The 16,897-nt window shown below is 71.5% G+C and carries 12 protein-coding genes and 1 pseudogene; 6 read left to right on the top strand and 7 right to left on the bottom strand.

Going from position 1 to position 16,897, the window contains the following annotated elements:
• Nucleotides 1-246 precede the first annotated feature (246 nt).
• Nucleotides 247-1,107, top strand: a pseudogene (locus tag KCH48_RS10150) (rhamnogalacturonan lyase); the annotation flags it as partial.
• Between the two features lie 41 nt (nt 1,108-1,148).
• On the opposite strand, the gene KCH48_RS10145 reads toward KCH48_RS10150, so the two are convergent.
• A complete protein-coding gene (locus tag KCH48_RS10145; protein WP_210572215.1) occupies nt 1,149-1,577 on the bottom strand; it encodes a hypothetical protein in 429 nt (142 codons plus the stop codon).
• 218 nt (nt 1,578-1,795) lie between these two features.
• Here KCH48_RS10145 and KCH48_RS10140 point away from each other — a divergent pair, with 218 nt between their 5' ends.
• The 5 genes from KCH48_RS10140 to narJ all read left to right on the top strand — a co-directional run bounded on the left by KCH48_RS10140 (nt 1,796) and on the right by narJ (nt 8,567).
• The gene (locus KCH48_RS10140; protein WP_210572209.1) at nt 1,796-2,659 is read left to right on the top strand and encodes a helix-turn-helix transcriptional regulator; all 864 of its coding nucleotides are present in this window, start codon (nt 1,796-1,798) and stop codon (nt 2,657-2,659) included.
• 37 nt (nt 2,660-2,696) lie between these two features.
• The gene (locus tag KCH48_RS10135) at nt 2,697-3,512 is read left to right on the top strand and encodes an SAM-dependent methyltransferase (RefSeq protein WP_210572207.1); all 816 of its coding nucleotides are present in this window, start codon (nt 2,697-2,699) and stop codon (nt 3,510-3,512) included.
• Between the two features lie 77 nt (nt 3,513-3,589).
• The gene (locus tag KCH48_RS10130) at nt 3,590-6,670 is read left to right on the top strand and encodes a molybdopterin-dependent oxidoreductase (protein ID WP_210572205.1); all 3,081 of its coding nucleotides are present in this window, start codon (nt 3,590-3,592) and stop codon (nt 6,668-6,670) included.
• Nucleotides 6,670-8,097 carry a nitrate reductase subunit beta gene (locus KCH48_RS10125; protein WP_210572203.1) on the top strand — a complete coding sequence of 476 codons (1,428 nt, stop codon included), beginning with the start codon at nt 6,670-6,672 and terminating at the stop codon, nt 8,095-8,097. The genes KCH48_RS10130 and KCH48_RS10125 overlap by 1 nt, the downstream gene beginning before the upstream one ends.
• On the top strand, nt 8,097-8,567 hold the full coding sequence (narJ, locus tag KCH48_RS10120) for a nitrate reductase molybdenum cofactor assembly chaperone (RefSeq protein ID WP_210572201.1): 471 nt from the start codon (nt 8,097-8,099) through the stop codon (nt 8,565-8,567). The genes KCH48_RS10125 and narJ overlap by 1 nt, the downstream gene beginning before the upstream one ends.
• Nucleotides 8,568-8,645: 78 nt before the next feature.
• Here narJ and dnaK read toward each other — a convergent pair whose 3' ends face one another.
• The 6 genes from dnaK to KCH48_RS10090 all read right to left on the bottom strand — a co-directional run bounded on the left by dnaK (nt 8,646) and on the right by KCH48_RS10090 (nt 16,873).
• A complete protein-coding gene (dnaK, locus tag KCH48_RS10115) occupies nt 8,646-10,508 on the bottom strand; it encodes a molecular chaperone DnaK (RefSeq protein WP_210572199.1) in 1,863 nt (620 codons plus the stop codon).
• Between the two features lie 182 nt (nt 10,509-10,690).
• Nucleotides 10,691-11,119 carry an OsmC family protein gene (locus tag KCH48_RS10110; RefSeq protein WP_210572193.1) on the bottom strand — a complete coding sequence of 143 codons (429 nt, stop codon included), beginning with the start codon at nt 11,117-11,119 and terminating at the stop codon, nt 10,691-10,693.
• 65 nt (nt 11,120-11,184) lie between these two features.
• Nucleotides 11,185-12,987, bottom strand: coding sequence for a hypothetical protein (locus KCH48_RS10105; protein WP_210572186.1), 1,803 nt, complete (start codon nt 12,985-12,987; stop codon nt 11,185-11,187).
• A 133-nt stretch (nt 12,988-13,120) separates the two neighbouring features.
• Entirely contained in the window at nt 13,121-14,182 is a 1,062-nt protein-coding gene (locus KCH48_RS10100) for an ATP-binding protein (RefSeq protein WP_210572185.1), read from the bottom strand.
• Nucleotides 14,183-14,263: 81 nt separating this feature from the next.
• Nucleotides 14,264-16,339: an alkaline phosphatase family protein gene (locus KCH48_RS10095; protein ID WP_210572183.1), complete on the bottom strand. Its 2,076-nt coding sequence runs from the start codon at nt 16,337-16,339 to the stop codon at nt 14,264-14,266.
• Between the two features lie 132 nt (nt 16,340-16,471).
• Nucleotides 16,472-16,873 carry a hypothetical protein gene (locus KCH48_RS10090; RefSeq protein ID WP_210572182.1) on the bottom strand — a complete coding sequence of 134 codons (402 nt, stop codon included), beginning with the start codon at nt 16,871-16,873 and terminating at the stop codon, nt 16,472-16,474.
• Nucleotides 16,874-16,897 lie beyond the last annotated feature (24 nt).

The following is a 16,897-nucleotide window of genomic DNA, read 5'->3' as shown; positions in this document are numbered from 1 at the left end:
CCCCCACCGCGCCCCCCCCCCCCCCCCCCCGCCCCCCACCCCCCGCCCCCCCCCCCCCCCCACCCCCCGCCCGCCCCCCCCCCCCGCCCCCGCCCCCCCCCCCCCCCCACCGCCGCCCCCGCCCCCGCCCCCCCCCCCCCCGCGCGCCCCCCCGCCCCCCCCCCCCCGCCCCCCCCCCGGCCCCCCCCCCCCCCCCCGCCCGCCCCGCCCCGCCGCCCCCCCCCCGCCCCCCGGCCCCCCCCCCCGGACTGGCGGGGCGGCACCTCCCCCCCCCGCTGGACGTTCGACACCAACTCCTCCACCAACGCGGGGAAGGGGTACGACGGTCAGGGCAACCACAGTCTGTCCATCGCGGACGTGGACGCCGACGGCAAGGACGAGATCGTGTACGGCGCCATGACCGTGGACGACAACGGCCATGGGCTGTGGACGACGAAGCTGGGCCACGGCGACGCGGGACATGTGGGCGACCTCAACCCCGCCCGCTCGGGCCTGGAGTACTTCAAGGTATCGGAGGACACTTCCAAGCCCGGCTCCTGGATGGCCGACGCCCGCACAGGTGCGCTCCTGTGGCAGACGGCCTCCGGTGCCGACAACGGGCGCGGGGTGTCCGCCGACATCCACGCGGGGTCCGCGGGCGCCGAGTCCTGGTCCGCCTCCGACACCACCCTGCGCTCCCCGACCGGAGCCTCGCTGGGTCGCGAGCCGTCCAGCATCAACTTCGTGAACTGGTGGGACGGCGACACCATCCGCGAACTCCTCGACGGCACCCGCATCGACAAGTACGGCACGTCGTCCGACACGCGGCTGCTGACCGGCGCCTCGGTCCACTCCAACAACGGCACCAAGGCCACCCCGTCGTTGTCCGGGGACATCTTCGGTGACTGGCGCGAGGAGGTCGTCTGGCCGACGTCGAACAACACGGCCCTGCGGATCTACTCCACTCCGCACGAGACCGGCACGAAGATCACCACCCTGCTCCATGACACGATGTACCGCACCGCCCTGGCCTGGCAGAACACGGCTTACAACCAGCCCCCGCACCCGAGCTTCCACATCGGCGGCGGCATGGCGACGGCCCCCAGGCCGACCGTCTACACCCCGTGAACGACGGTGGGTGCGGGCCGGCCGGGCCCGCACCCACCGACTCAGGAGCTGCGGATGCCCTGACGCGCCCTCAGCGCCATGTACTGGACCAGCCCGAACCCGGCGACGGAGATCGCCTGAAGCACCGTCCACACCGCGCCCGCCGTGGTCGGCGACAGCCACAGGCCCAGGGCGGCGAGACTCAGCGCCGCCCAGGCGAGGTTGACCTCGATCACGGCCCTGACGGGCAGCGCCGCCGGATGGGCGCGGGTGGCGAGGAAACCGACGGCGGCCCCGTACACCGCGAGCAGCACGCCGAGTCCGAGCAGCAGCGTGGCGTCGACCCCGAGGAAGCTGCCGAGCGGCCCCGAGGCGGCGAGGTAGGCGAGGCCGTTCGCGCCGGTGACCACCGCGTCGAGGGCGAGGAAGCGACGCAGCATGGCGTGCGGGTCGGAAGTCCGGGCGAGCGTGGCGAGCTGGGTCGCGGACATGACGAATCACCCTCCATCGAGGTGCGGCAGCGGGACCCGGATTCCGGAGCGGAGTGCGCCGGCCCGGAACCCGGTGCCCCTACGATCCTTCGCGCGCCCGGCGCGGTCGATTACCCGCGAGGTAATGAGGCGTGGTACGACTCACCACCGTTTCTGTCCGACACCCGCCCGAACATGACACACTGCTCCCGAACTTCGGCACGTAGGGGAGGCGTGGCGTGAGCGAGCGGCGACCCGCGCCCACCGTCGGTCAGGTGGTCCTCGGCAAGCGGCTGCAGGAGCTGCGCGAGGCGGCCGGCCTCAAGCGCGAGGAGGCCGCGAAGGTCCTGCGGGTGGCTCCCGCGACCGTGCGGCGCATGGAGATGGCCGATGTCGCGCTGAAGATCCCGTACGTCCAGCTGCTGCTGGAGACGTATGGCGTGTCCGAGGAGGAGGCTGCGGCGTTCGTCTCGCTCGCCGAGGAGGCCAACCAGCCGGGCTGGTGGCAGCGGTTCCACGATGTGCTGCCGGACTGGTTCAGCATGTATGTGAGCCTGGAGGGCGCCGCCGGGATCATCCGCTCCTACGAGCCGCACTTCGTGCCCGGTCTGCTGCAGACGGAGGCGTATGCGCGGGCCGTGCTGGAGGCCGGGACGATCGGGCAGACCGGTCCTGAGGCCATCGAGCGGCATGTGTCGCTGCGCATGGCCCGGCAGCAGCTCCTGGAGCGCGACGACCACCCCCACCTCTGGGTGATCATGGACGAAACGGTCCTGCTCCGTCCCGTGAGCGACGACGGCTCCGTGCTGCGCGAGCAGATCGACAAGCTGCTGGAGTTCGCCGAGCGCGACCACGTCACCCTCCAGGTCGCCGAGTTCAGGGCGGGCCCGCACCCGGGGACGTACGCGCCGTTCACGCTGTTCCGGTTCGGCGAGCCCGAGCTTCCCGACATGGTCTTCACCGAGTATCTGACCGGCGCGCTGTATCTCGACTCCCGCACGGAGGTCTCCACGCACCTGGAGGTGCTGGACCACATGACGGCGCGTGCCGCGTCCGCCGAGCAGACCAAGAAGATCCTGCGGGACCACCGCGGGCACTGCTGAGCCACCCCCGACCCGAAGTCGTAGGAGTAGACACCGCATGACCGGTTCCGAGGCCGAGTTCGCCCGCATCGACACCAGCCGTCCGCATCCCGCCCGGGTCTACGACTGGTGGCTGGGCGGCAAGGACAACTACCCGGTGGACGAGGAGCTGGCCCGCAGGATCCTGGCCGTCGACAACACTGTGCTGCGCGGGGCGCGCGCCAACCGCCGCTTCATGCACCGGGCGACGCGGACGGTGGCGCAGGCGGGGATCCGCCAGTTCCTGGACATCGGCACGGGCATCCCCACCGAGCCCAATCTGCACCAGGTGGCCCAGCAGGTCGCGCCGGAGTCGAAGGTGGTGTACGCCGACAACGACCCGATCGTTCTGCGGCACGCGGAGGCCCTGCTGCACGGCTCGGCCCAGGGCGCGACCGAGTACGTGCACGCCGACGTCCGTGACATCGACACCCTGCTGAGCCGGGCCGGGGAGTCCCTGGACCTCGGTGCGCCGGTGGCGCTGTCGCTGGTCGCGCTGACGCACTACCTGGGCGACGACCCCGACGGCGACGACGTGTACGGCCTGCTGCGGAAGTACGTCGCCGCGCTGGCCCCGGGCAGCTACCTGGTCCTGTCCCAGGTGACCCCCGACCTCAGCCCGGAGGCGATCGGGAAGGCGGCGGAGAACTTCCGGCGCAGCGGCACCCCGTTCTTCCCCCGTTCGCTCGCCGAGTTCTCGCGCTTCTTCGACGGCCTGGAGCTGCTGGGCCCCGGTGTGATCCCGGTGACGGGCTGGCGGCCGGAGCCGGAGGACGTGGCGGTCCAGGCCGAGGGCATCGTGCCGGTGTACGCGGGAGTCGCCCGTAAGGCCTGACCCGTACGGGCGCCGTGAACAGGTGCGCTCCCCTGCTCGCCCCTAGGTTTGATGGCGGGGCAAGCAAGGGAGCGCATGTGACCGACACGCAGATGCCGCCCGCCGAGCCGGCCGCGTTCCTGCTGCGCACCGGCCGGTTCTTCCGCTCCGGCACGCCCTCCCCCGATCCGGACGGCGTCGGCCCGACCGGCGACCGGGATGCGGACGCCGTCGAGCCCTGCGGCTGCCCGCGGGGTGCCGCCTTCTCCCGGTCCACCTACTCCCCCACCCGTGTGCGCTACCCATACGTCCGCGCTGTGCTCCTGCGGATGTACCGGGAGGCGAAGGAACGCCTGCGGGACCCCGTCCTCGCCTGGGCCGACATCCAGCGGGACCCATCGCGCCGCCGCCGCTACCAGCGGGCCCGCGGCAAGGGCGGCCTGGTCCGCGCCGGCTGGGACGAGGCGGTCGAGATCGTCGCCGCCGCGCATGTCCACACCATCAAGGCGTACGGCCCCGACCGCATCGCCGGCTTCTCGCCCGACCCGGCGATGTCGATGGTGTCGCACGCGGCGGGCGCCCGCTTCCACGCGCTGATCGGCGCACCGATGCTGTCGTACGCGGACGTGCCCAACGCCTCGCCGCAGGTCTTCGGCGACCGGACGGACGTACCGGAGTCGGGCGACTGGTGGGACGCCGCGTATCTGATGATGTGGGGCTCCGACGTCCCGGTGACCCGCACGCCCGACGCGCACCGGATGGCGGAGGCCCGCTACCGCGGCCAGAAGGTCGTGGCCGTCGCCCCCGACGACGCGAACAACGCGGACGACGCGAGGTTCGCCGACGAGTGGCTGCATCCGCACCCCGGCACGGACGGCGCCCTCGCGCTCGCGATGGCCCATGTCATCCTCAGGGAGTTCTTCGTCGACCGCGAGACGCCGTTCTTCGCGGACTACGTACGGAAGTTCACGGACCTGCCCTTCCTGGTGACCCTGACCGAACGGGACGGCGCCTACGTCCCCGGGAAGTTCCTGCGCGCCACCGATCTGGGGCACGAGGGCGAGGGTGCGCAGTGGAAGACGGTCGTGCTGGACGCGGCGAGCGGGCGGGCCGTCGTCCCGAACGGCTCGCTCGGCTTCCGCTGGACCGACTCGGGCAAGGGCCGTTGGAACCTCGAACTCGGCGCGATCGAGCCGCAGTTGAGCCTGTACGGCCATCAGGCGGCCGGAGGCGTGGCGGTGCTGCTCCCGCGCTTCGACACGGAGGGCGACGACGATCGGGGGCGCGGGGACGTCCTGCGGCGGGGAGTCCCGGCGAGCCGGCTCGGCGGCGCTGAAGGCCACCTGGTCACCACGGTCTTCGACCTGCTTCTCGCCCAGTACGGCATCTTCCGCCACGGCCTGCCCGGCCGCTGGCCCGCCTCCTACAAGGACGCCGGCACGCCCTGCACGCCCGCCTGGCAGGAGGCGCACACATCCGTCCCGGCGGCCAAGTGCGTGAAGATCGCCCGGGAGTTCGCGCGGACGGCCGAGCGGTCCAAGGGCCGCTGCATGATCCTGACGGGCGCGGGGACGAACCACTGGTTCCACTCCGAGACCATCCACCGCGCGTTCCTCGCCCTGCTCAAGATCACCGGCTGCCAGGGCCGGGGCGGCGGCGGCTGGGCGCACTACGCGGGCCAGGAGAAGTGCCGTCCGGTGACCGGCTGCGCGACGCCGGCCGCCGCCTCCGACTGGTCGCGTCCGCCGCGTCAGATGAGCGGCACCGCGTACTGGTTCCTCCACACCGACCAGTGGCGCTACGACCGGTTCACCGCCGACGTGCTCGCCTCGCCGCTGGGTGAGGGCCGGTTCGCGGGGCTGACCGGCGCGGACTGCCTTGCCCTGGCGGCGCGTTCGGGGTGGATGCCGTCGTATCCGACCTTCGACCGCAATCCGCTGGAGCTGGGCGGGGCGTTCGGCGATCCGGTGTCGCGGGTGGTGGCCGAACTGCGCGCCGGGACCCTGAAGTTCGCTTGCGAGGACCCGGACGCGCCGGAGGCCTGGCCACGCGTGCTGACGCTGTGGCGGACCGATCCGCCGGGCATGTCGGCGACGGGCGCCGCGTACTTCACCAAGCATCTGCTGGGCACGCAGTCGTCGCTGAGCGCGCGGGAGGCCGAGCCCGGCGAACGCCCCCAGGATGTGACCTGGCGGCACGAGGCACCCGAGGGCAAGCTCGATCTGCTGCTGTCACTGGACTCCTGGCAGACCTCGTCGACGCCGCTGTCGGACGTCGTCCTACCGGCCGCGACCTGGCACGAGAAGGACTTCGACACGTTCAAGGCACTGGCCGAGAGGGTCAGCGAGCTGGCCGTCGGCCATCTCGGAGTGCGCAAGGACCTGGTCGCGTCGCCGCTCCAGCACGACACGCCGGGCGAGATCGCCCAGCCGGGCGGGGTGGTGAGGGACTGGAAGCGCGGGGAGTGCGACCCCGTGCCCGGGAGGACGATGCCCCACCTGACCGTGGTGGAGCGTGACTACACGGCGATCGGCGAGAAGTTCACCGCCCTCGGTCCGCTCGTTGAGCAACCGGGCCTGCCCGCCAAGCACACCGAGCACCTCAAGCCCTGGCACACGCTCACCGGGCGCCAGCACTTCTTCCTGGACCACGACTGGATCCACGAGCTGGGCGAGGCGCTCCCGGTGTACCGGCCGCCCCTGGACTTGAACCGGCTCATCGGCGAACCCCGCGTCGGGCCGGACGGCCAACGCGAAGTGACGGTCCGTTACCTCACCCCGCACGACAAGTGGTCCCTCCACTCCGAGTACCAGGACCACCTCTTCATGCTGGCGCTCTCCCACGGCGACCGGCACATCTGGATGTCCCCGCAGGACGCGGACGCGATCGGCGTCAAGGACGACGACTGGATCGAGACGGTCGACAGCGACGGCGTGGTCGTCGCCCGCGCCGTCGTCTCTCACCGCATCCCGTACGGCACCGTCTACATGCATCACGCGCAGGAACGCACGGTGCGCGTACCGAAGACGGAGACGACGACCCGGCTGCTCCTCAAGCCGTCCCACCTGGTCGGCGGCTACGCCCAGCTCTCCTGGGCGTTCGACCACCTGGGCCCCACGGGCAGCCGGCGCGACGAGGTGACGGTGCTCCGCCGCCGCAGCCAGGGGGTCGAGTCCTGATGCGCCCCATGGCCCAGATCGCGATGGTGATGAACCTCGACAAGTGCATCGGCTGCCACACCTGCTCGGTGGCCTGCAAACAGGCGTGGACCGACCGCCAGGGCATGGAGCACATCTGGTTCAACAACGTCGAGACCCGCCCCGGCCAGGGCTACCCGCGCCGCTACGAGGACCAGGAGACGTGGCAGGGCGGCTGGCGGCTGAACCGGCGCGGTGCGCTGAAACTGAAGGCGGGCGGCCGTTTCAAGAGGCTCGCGGCCAGCCTCTCCCAGCCGAGACTCCCGGAGATCAAGGACTACGACGAGCCCTGGACCTACGACTACGAGAACGACCCGATGGTCGAGCGGGTCCGCCAACAGGCCGCCGACAAGGTGCGGTTCGAGTTCGAGCAGACCTTCATGTTCTATCTGCCGCGCATCTGCGAGCACTGCCTCAACCCGTCCTGTGTGGCCGCCTGTCCGTCCGGCGCGATGTACAAGCGGGCTCAGGACGGCATCGTCCTCGTCGACCAGGACCGCTGCCGGGGCCGGCGGATGTGCGTGACGGGATGCCCGTACAAGAAGGTCTACTTCAACCAACGCACCGGCAAGGCCGAGAAGTGCACGCTGTGCGCTCCGCGCCTCGAGGTGGGGCTGCCGACGGTCTGCTCGGAGACGTGCGTGGGGCGGCTGCGCTATCTCGGGGTGGTGCTGTACGACGCGGACAGGGTGACGGCCGCGGCTTCCGTGCCCGATGAACAGGAGCTGTACGCGGCGCAGTTGGGTGTCTTTCTCGACCCGGAGGATCCGGGGGTGCGGCGGGCCTGTGCGGGGGCGGGGATCCCGTACGACTGGGTGGAGGCGGCCCGGCGGTCGCCCGTGCACGCGCTGATCAGCAGGTACCGGGTGGCGCTGCCGCTGCATCCCGAGTACCGCACCATGCCGATGGTCTGGTACATCCCGCCGCTGTCGCCGGTCGTCGAGGCGCTGACGGAGACCGGGCACGACGGCGAGGACGCGCGGAACCTGTTCGGCGCGATCGACACCCTGCGCATCCCCCTGGAGTATCTGGCGGAGCTCTTCACCGCGGGCGATGTCGCGCCGGTCCGGGCGTCGTTGGAGAAGCTCGCCGCGATGCGCTCCCACATGCGCGCCATCAACCTCGGCGAGGAGCCCGATCCGTCGGTCGCGCGCGCCGTCGGCATGCGGGCCGACGAGATCGAGGAGCTGTACCGGCTGCTGGCGATCGCCGAGCACGAGGACCGGTATGTGATCCCGACGGCGGGGATCGGCGACGCGCGGCGGCTGGAGGAGTCGGCGCTCCCGGGCGGGTGCAGCCTCGACCACGAGGGCGGCCCCGGCATGGGCGGCGACGGGCCCTTCGGCCGGGACTCCGGGGGCCGTATCCATCTGCCGCTCGTGTCCGTGGAAAAGGAGGAGGAGACCTGATGCCCACGTTCGAGGTGCTCTACCAGGCGGCGGCGCTCTGTCTCACCTATCCCGACGACGAGTTCCGCGCCCGGCTGCCGCTGCTGCGCGAAGCCGCCCCGCAGCTGCGGGAGTTCACCGACCACGCGGCGGTGACCGACCCACAGCAGCTGGCCGCGCACTACGTCCAGGTCTTCGACTTCGACGACCGCCACAGCCTGTACCTGAGCTGGTGGCACGACGGCGACACCCGGCGCCGGGGCATGTCCCTGCCCCGCTTCAAGGAGCTCTACCGCGCCCACGGCCTGGAGTTCACCGGCGAGGAACTGCCGGACTTCCTGCCCGCGGTCCTGGAGTTCGCCTCCCGCACCGGCAACACCGACCTCCTCACCCACCACCACGCCGGCCTGGAACAACTCCGCTCCCGCCTCACCGACTTCGGCACCCCGTACGCGTGCGTGCTGGACGCGGTGTGCGCGACCCTGGACTGAGCGCCCCGAAGGGGCGCGGGGAACTGCGCGACCAGCCACAACGGCGCCGCAGACGATCGACGGCCTTCCGCGGAACGCTTACGCCGCGCCACCCTTCTGGTCCCGTTCGTCGTCGACGATCTCCGCGTCCACCACACCCTCCTCGTCCTGCGGCGAGGTCTGCTGCCCGGCGTCCTCCGTCGGTGTCTGCTGGGCCTGGGCGTACATCGCCTGGCCCATCTTCTGGCTGACGGAGGCGAGCTTCTCGACGCCGGTGCGCAGTTCGCTGGTCTCGGCGTCGCGCTCGAGGAGTTCCTTGAGTTCGGCGATCGCGGACTCGACCTCCGACTTCGTGTCGGCGGGGACCTTGTCCTCGTTCTCCCGCAGGAACTTCTCGGTCTGGTAGACGAGTTGCTCGGCCTGGTTGCGGGTCTCCGCGGCCTCGCGGCGGTTGCGGTCCTCCTCCGCGTACTGCTCGGCCTCCCGCATCATGCGGTCGATGTCGTCCTTGGGGAGGGCCGAGCCGCCGGTGACGGTCATCTTCTGCTCGCGGCCGGTGGCGAGGTCCTTGGCGGAGACGTGCATGATCCCGTTGGCGTCGATGTCGAACGCGACCTCGATCTGCGGGACCCCGCGCGGCGCGGGCGGCAGTCCGGTGAGGTCGAAGACGCCGAGCTTCTTGTTGTAGGCGGCGATCTCGCGTTCGCCCTGGTAGACCTGGATGCCGACCGAGGGCTGGTTGTCGGTGGCGGTGGTGAAGATCTCCGAACGCCGGGTCGGGATGGTCGTGTTGCGCTCGATGAGCTTGGTCATGATGCCGCCCTTGGTCTCGATGCCCAGGGACAGCGGGGTGACGTCGAGCAGCAGGACGTCCTTGACGTCGCCGCGGATGACACCGGCCTGGAGGGCGGCGCCGACCGCGACGACCTCGTCCGGGTTGACGCCCTTGTGCGGGTCCTTGCCGGTGAGTTCCTTGACCAGTTCGGTGACCGCGGGCATCCGGGTCGAGCCGCCGACGAGGATCACATGGTCGACCGCGGAGAGCTTGATGCCGGCGTCCTTGACCGCCTGGTGGAAGGGGGTCTTGCAGCGGTCGAGGAGATCGGCGGTCAGCTCCTGGAACTGGGCGCGGGTCAGCTTCTCGTCGAGGTGGAGCGGCCCCTCGGCGGAGGCGGTGATGTAGGGGAGGTTGATCGTGGTCTCGGTGGACGACGACAGCTCGATCTTGGCCTTCTCGGCACCCTCGCGCAGCCGCTGCAGCGCCATCTTGTCGTTGCCGAGGTCGATGCCGTACGACCCCTTGAACCGCTTGACCAGGTACTCCACGACCCGCTGGTCCCAGTCGTCGCCGCCGAGGTGCGTGTCACCGTTGGTCGCCTTGACCTCGATGACGCCGTCGCCGATCTCCAGCAGCGACACGTCGAAGGTGCCGCCGCCGAGGTCGAAGACCAGCACGGTCTGCTCCTCGCCGCGGTCGAGGCCGTAGGCGAGCGCGGCGGCCGTCGGCTCGTTGATGATCCGCAGCACCTTCAGGCCCGCGATCTCCCCGGCCTCCTTGGTCGCCTGCCGCTGGGCGTCGTCGAAGTACGCCGGTACGGTGATCACCGCGTCGGTGACGTCCTCGCCGAGATAGGACTCCGCGTCCCGCTTCAGCTTCTGCAGGACACGGGCGGACAGCTCCTGGGCCCGGTAGCGGGTGCCGTCGATGTCGCCCTGGTCCGGGAACCGCCAGCTCCCGTCGCCCATGTGCCGTTTCACGGAGCGAGCGGTGCGCTCCACGTTCGTCACGGCCTGCCGTTTGGCCACCTCACCGACGAGCACCTCGCCGTTCTTCGCGAAGGCCACGACCGACGGTGTGGTCCTGGCCCCCTCCGCATTGGCGACGACGCTGGGTTCGCCGCCCTCCAGGACGGCGACCACCGAGTTCGTGGTCCCGAGATCGATTCCGACCGCACGTGCCATCGCTGTCCCCTTCCGCCAGGGCCGCTCCCGAACTCCAGCACAAAACTTGAGTGCGCTGTTGTCAATGGGACGGGTACCCAGAGAGGGGCACAGCAACGCCGCTCAGGGGCGCGGGGAACTGCGCGACCAGCCACGACGGCGCCGCAGCCGACAACGAACCGTCCCCGCCCCCCAGGCGACCGTCAGGCGAGCTTGGCCGTCAGCGTAATCGTCGTCCCCGTGAGCGCCTGACTCACCGGGCACCCCACCTTCGCCTCCTCCGCCGTGGCGACGAACGTGTCGTTGTCGATGCCCGGAACCGTGCCCTCGACGGTGAGGTGGATCCCGGTGATCCCCTCACCCGGCTGGAAGGTCACGTCCGCCGAGGTGACGAGCTTGGTCGGCGGCGTACCGGCCTTGGCGAGCATGTTCGAGAAGGCCATGGAGAAGCAGCTGGAGTGGGCGGCGGCGATCAGCTCCTCGGGGCTGGTCTTGCCGTTCGCGTCCTGGGCGCGCGAAGCCCACGTGACCGGCTGCTGGCCGATGGCACCAGAGGAGTCGAAGGTGACGACCCCATTGCCCTCAAGAAGGTCGCCTTCCCAGACGGTGTGTGCAGAGCGCGTGGTTGCCACGGTTCTTCCTTTCACGTGTGGTCCCGTTGTGGGGTTACCTGGCCCCCATCCGATCACATTCCGGCTCACCGCACGCGAAACACCGGCCCACGTGCGGTGAACGGCAGTCGGGCGCCCTGGGGAATCAGATAGGCGTGCTCGCGCCGCACCCGGAGCGTGTCGCAGTCGCCGTCCGTGATCACCAGCATGGGGGCGCCCGGCGGAAAGTCGTCCGCACGGTGCAGCAGGTCGATGCCGGGCTGGAGGACCGTACCGCCGCGGCCGCGCACCCGCACGCGTCCGGCGATCTCGGTGACCGGCAGGAATCCGGCGTCGTGCGGGGCCGCGTCGCAGAAGACGACGCGTGCGGCCGGTACGTCGCGGGCCTCGGCGTACGAGGCGATGGCACCGAGCGCCTTGCCGAGCAGCGTGCGGTCCATGGAGCCGGAGGTGTCGAGGACGACACCGAAGGTGCAGCGGGCGATCTCCTCGGGCGGGAAGTAGCGGCCCGCGCGCGGGATGTCGGGCGTGGAGGACTGGCGGCGCGAGGGGCGGGCGTACGACCGTACCGGCTCCGGGCGTGGCACGAACTCGTCGAACCAGCGGGCCAGTTGGGCGTCCCAGGGCAGCGGCGGATGGCTCAGTGCGCGGATCTCCTCGACCAGGCCGCCGGGCAGGAAGCCGCGCTCCTGCTGCTGGTGCAGGTCGAGGCCCTGGCACAGGCCCCGGCGGTAGAACTCGTCCAGGTCGACGTAGTCGCGCGGGCTGCCGAGCGGTCCGCCGAGGATGTCGCCCACGCCCTTGCCGCGCAGGGTGGACAGACGGCGCATCCGGCGCAGGTCGCCGGCGATACGGTCGTAGACCTCCTCGGCGGAGAGGCCCTTGAGGCCGGGGTCGTGGAGCAGTCCGTCGGGCATGGTGCCGATCTGCATCTCGGTCAGCCAGCCGTTGATGACGTAGTCGCAGGCGACGTTGAACAGATACGGGTCGCGGGGGCCGCAGCGGTCGCCGTGGCGCAGGGCGGCGTGCAGCATCTCGTGGGCGAGGACGAACCGCCATTCCTCGTCGTCGAGTTCGCGCAGGGGATTGATGTAGATCTCGGCCGCCTCCGCGTCGACGGCGGCGACGGAGATGCCGTGGGCGCGGGCGAGTTCGGCGTCGGCGACCAGGGTGATCCCTGCCGCGATGCCGCCGAGCAGCGGGTAGGAGGAGACGAACCAGCTCAGGGCCCGCTCCCAGGGCTGGAGCCGGGTGGGGCCGCCGCGCATCGAGTCGCGGCGGCCGCCGGCCACGTCCATGGCGGTGGCCACGGTGCGGGTGAGGGCGTGCGCGAAGTCCAGCTGCCAGTTCTTCGGAGTGCCGCCCATCCAGGTGTCCCACGGCACCAGGAGCTGGTCCGGGTCGCCGCCGGCGGTGCCGCAGTGCTCGTAAGCGCCCGGGATGCCGTCGCGGCGCCAGCGGGCGGCGAGCTGCTCCTCGTCGCCGTCGGGGTAGGCGGGCGGCAGGGCGTCGGGGGTGCGGCCGATGGAGAAGCCGAGCAGGAAACGGTTGACGACGGCACAGCGAGCGGCGAGGTCGTACCGGTCAGGCTGGGTACGGCGGCCCTCCTTCGCCGGGACGTGGCCGAAACCGAGGTGGATGATGCCGTGAGCGATCGCCCAGGCCCAGTCGGCGGGGTCGGCGCGGCGGGTGGGGTGGGCGTGCAGGATGCCGTCGGAGTCGACACGGACGAGCCCGGAGGCGGGCGAGAGCGGGCAGTCCTCCTTGCGGCAGGTACTGAACCCGACCGCGGCCAGCGCCCGATTGGCCCGCACCAGCCGCATGCCCTCCGCGAACGCCTCGGCCGCGAGGTCCTTCTTGGCCTGCTTGGCACCGCGGGTACGGCTCACCGCGGCGGTCCCTTCCGCAGCGGCTCCTCGCGCAGCTGCTGCTTGCGCGACGGCTGCTTACGCGGCGACGCGGCACAGGGCCGGCCCACCCCGCGGCCACCCGTCTCTCGCCCCCTGACGCCGCACGTTCCGCTCACTGCCGCGCCTCCACCAGGCGGGGCATGTCGCGGGCCGCCTCGACCAGGAACCAGGCCGGCAGGAGGGGGTTGCCGTCGGTGTCCGGGGCGATGACGCTCTGCGCGACCTCCACCGAGATCTCGGCGAGCTGCACGAGCAGCGACTTGGCGCGGTACGCCATCTGCTGCCCGCTCGCCGACAGGTGCTCCTTGCTGGCCGGCAGCTCCTTGACCAGCCGCCCGCGGAACGACTCGGCGAGGTAGTAGAGCAGGTCGCGGTCCTGCATCCGGTGCGGCCAGCGTGCGTCGCCCTTGATGATCGCCTCGATGCCGTACTGGCTGCGCACGATCTTGACGTAGCCGCAGAAGGCCACGGCGTGCGCGGGCGTCAGCGTGCCGTGCGCGACGATCTTCAGGGTCTCCTCGTCGAGTTCCGCGCCGAAGGAGTGCATCGCGTCGGAGAGCATGTGCCAGGACCGGGGCGTGGAGAACGGCTCCTCGGTCTTGGGCGGCTTGGACCACAGGTGGTCGGGCCGGTCCGTGAGGTGGTCCAGGATCCAGGGGTGGATGCCGTTGCCCGCGGCCCAGGCGAGCCAGTCCTTCGCGGAGGCCTCCAGGTGGACGTGGGCGAGGCGGTTGATCAGGGCGGAGGCGATCGGGCGGGCCAGCGCGTTGTCCGTGGCGCGGTTTCCGGCGCCGATGACGATCGAGCCCTTCGGCAGCTCGTAGTTGCCGATACGGCGGTCCAGGATCAGCGAGTAGAACGCCTTCTGCACATCGGGCGTCGCCGCGTTCAGCTCGTCCAGGAACAGGCAGTACGGCTCGTCGCGGGCGATCGCCTCCGGCGGGCAGAACACCGACCGCCCGTCACGGATCTGCGGCACGCCGATGAGGTCCTCGGGGGCGAGCTGGGTGCCGAGCAGACTGACGCACTCGAGTCCCAGGGATTCGGCGAACTCCCTTACCAGGGAGGACTTTCCGATGCCGGGGGCGCCCCAGAGGAAGACCGGGCGGACGGTCGCGAGACCGAGCAGAAGTTCCGGGATACGGGCAGGGGTAACGGTGACGGCAGCCTGCAAAGCAGGTGGCTCCTCAAGTCTGTTCGAGCAGGTTCGACTGTGAACAGTGTGTGCGTACGACCGTTTTGGCGCACCCGGTTTTCAGGCGGCCCGCTCCTCCTGCTCCGTCTCCAGCGGTACCTGTGGCCCGCCCGACTCGCGCAGCCAGCGGCGCAGGACGTGGTGGATGTGCTCGGCGCCGGCGAGGTCCCCCGCGCCGTCGACGGGGGCGGACAGGGCGACGGGCGACAATAGAAAAGCCTTCGCCTGGGCGCCGCCGAGGCCGCCGTGTGAGCCGATCTGCTCCTCGAAGGCGAGGACTTCGCCGTCGGCGGGGTCGTACCAGGAGTTGACCATGATGTCGGCGGCGTGCGGGAAGGAGTGGGTGCGGCGGACCGCGTCCGCGGCGCCCGGGCCGAAGTCCTTGAGGGGGCCCGGGTCCTCGTCGAGTCGGTCCAGCGGGATCTCGGTGCCGTACGGACCGAGTACGACGCCGCCGTGCTGTTCGCTGCGGACCAGGACGAAGCCGATGCCGGGGTGGTTGGCGAGCGTGGTCAGCAGGGCGGGGTGGCGGGCGTCGATCTCCTCCTTGCTCATCCGGTGCGGGACGTCCGGGAAGGAGACGAGGCCGAGATTGCCGGAGGCCAGCACCAGCGGCTCCGAGCGGCGCGACGGACGGTACTGCTCGCCACCCTCCTCGACCGGCCGGCGCAGCGCGGCACGTACCGCGGCGCGGGCCTCGGCGCCGCTGTGGGTGCGCTGCGCCTTGCGCGGCACGGGCAGCCCGCAGCCGGCCCGCACCAGGTCGCCGAGAGAGAGGCCGTAGCGGGCCCGGAAGGTCTCGCCGGGGCTCTGCCCGTGGTCCGACAGCACGACGATCCTGTACGGCCTCGGTGCGTGCTCGGCGACCTTCTCGATCAGCGCGAGCGCCCGGTCGAGACGTTCGAGGACCTTCTCGGCGTCGCGGCTCATCGGCCCGGAGTGGTGCGCCACTTCGTCGTACGCCACCAGGTCCGCGTAGACGGCGGTGCGCCCGGCGAGCATGTCGCCCATCACCGCGGCGACCACGACGTCCCGTTCGACGACGGTCGCGAAGGCGCGGATGAAGGGGTAGAGGCCGCCGCGTTTGACGCGCGGGCGGACCTTGCGGAAGCGGGCCCGGGTGGACTGGCCGATCTCGCGGCCGACCTCGGCGACGAAGGACAGCGCGGTGCGCACGGCGTTCGCCGGGTCGGAGAAGTAGGCGAAGTAGCCCGCCCGGGAGCGGTTCTCCCGGCCTCGCCGCCTGGTGGCGATGGACAGCACGAGGGCCTGTTCGTCGGCGCCTCCGCTGAACAGGTTGCCGCGGCTGGCGCCGTCGGCGGAGAGCAGTCCGGCGTCGCCGGTGCGCTCGACGGCGCGGCGCTGGAGTTCGGCGGCGCTGGTCGGGCGGTTGCTCACCATCACCTCCCGGCGGTCCTTCTCGTACCAGCGGAAGGCGGGGATGTCGTAGTTGCTGCCGTGCAGGATGCCGAGCTGGCTGGCGCCGGTCTGGCTGGACCAGTCGGTGCGCCACGGGGTGAGCCGGTGGGTGGGTCTGGCCCGGTCGCCGGTGCCCAGCCAGCGGGCGACGGTCGGCATGAGGCCCTTGCCGACCGCGTCCAGCAGGACGTCGTGGCCGACGCCGTCGAGTTGCAGGAAGACGGTGCCGTGGGTGGCGGGGCAGGGCGGCCCGGAGCCTCGGCGGCGGTCGGCGAGACGGTACAGGCGGCGCCGGTACGCGTCGTCGTCGCGCACGGCCAGGGCACCGCCGGTGGCGGAGGCGACGGCGGACATCACGGCGGCGACCACGACGCCGGTCTCCCAGGCGACGGCGCCGCGCTCGGTGGGGTTGAGGCGCAGTGCCACCAGCAGCAGCCCCCCGTTGAGGAAGAACACCAGCAGGCCCAGGACCAGCGCGGGCACCAGCAGCAGGAGCCGGACGAGCAGCGGCCACACCACGGCCGACAGCACGCCGAAGGCGCCGGCGCCGAACGCGGCGGTCACCGCTATGTCGGTGGCGCTGTCACCGTCGGCGGACCGCAGCTGGAAGTCGGGGAGGAGGCCGGCGAGTACGAGCATGGTGACCGTGGAGACCGCCCATACGGCGATACTCCGGCCGCTCTGACTGATGACCCGCCGCCAACGCCCACGATGCACGCTTCCAGCGTGGCATACCGGGTTTCGGGCGAGGGGGCGTTGTCGGTCGTCTGCGGGTCCGTCGTGGCTGGTCGCGCAGTTCCCCGCGCCCCTTAACGGCGTTGTCGATCCGTCGCGGGTAGGCCCGGGCGTTCAGCGGCCGTCGTAGCCTGCTGTTGGCATTGAGAGGCGTCGGTGGACTCTGGCCTTCATCTGGGAGTCGTAGGCAGGCTCCGCTACTCCTACCGTCTCCACCCTCACCCCGCGCCGGGCGCACTCGGCGGTGAACTCGTCGACGGAGGAGAGGGCGCTCTCCAGGACCCGGCGGCTGGGGGCGACGAAGAGGTCGATGCCGGGGCGGACGCCGTCCCAGAGCACGCAGTGGTCGGGGCGCAGTCCACGGACCAGCAGTTCGCGGCTGACGGTGTAGCCCCGCTCCGCCGCCCAGCGGGCGCACATGGCGTGCTGGCTGCGGGAGTCCACCAGGAAGGGGTCGTCGTCCAGCTCTTCCAGCGGCGTCAGACTCGCGATGGTGGTGACCCGTACCGGTCCCATGGCGTCCCCCTCACCTCCGGCTTT

The organism is Streptomyces sp. GESEQ-4 (assembly GCF_017948455.1).
Classification (GTDB): domain Bacteria; phylum Actinomycetota; class Actinomycetes; order Streptomycetales; family Streptomycetaceae; genus Streptomyces.
The sequence above is the reverse complement of the archived record's forward strand: the minus strand, read 5'-3'. Positions and strand labels throughout refer to the sequence as shown.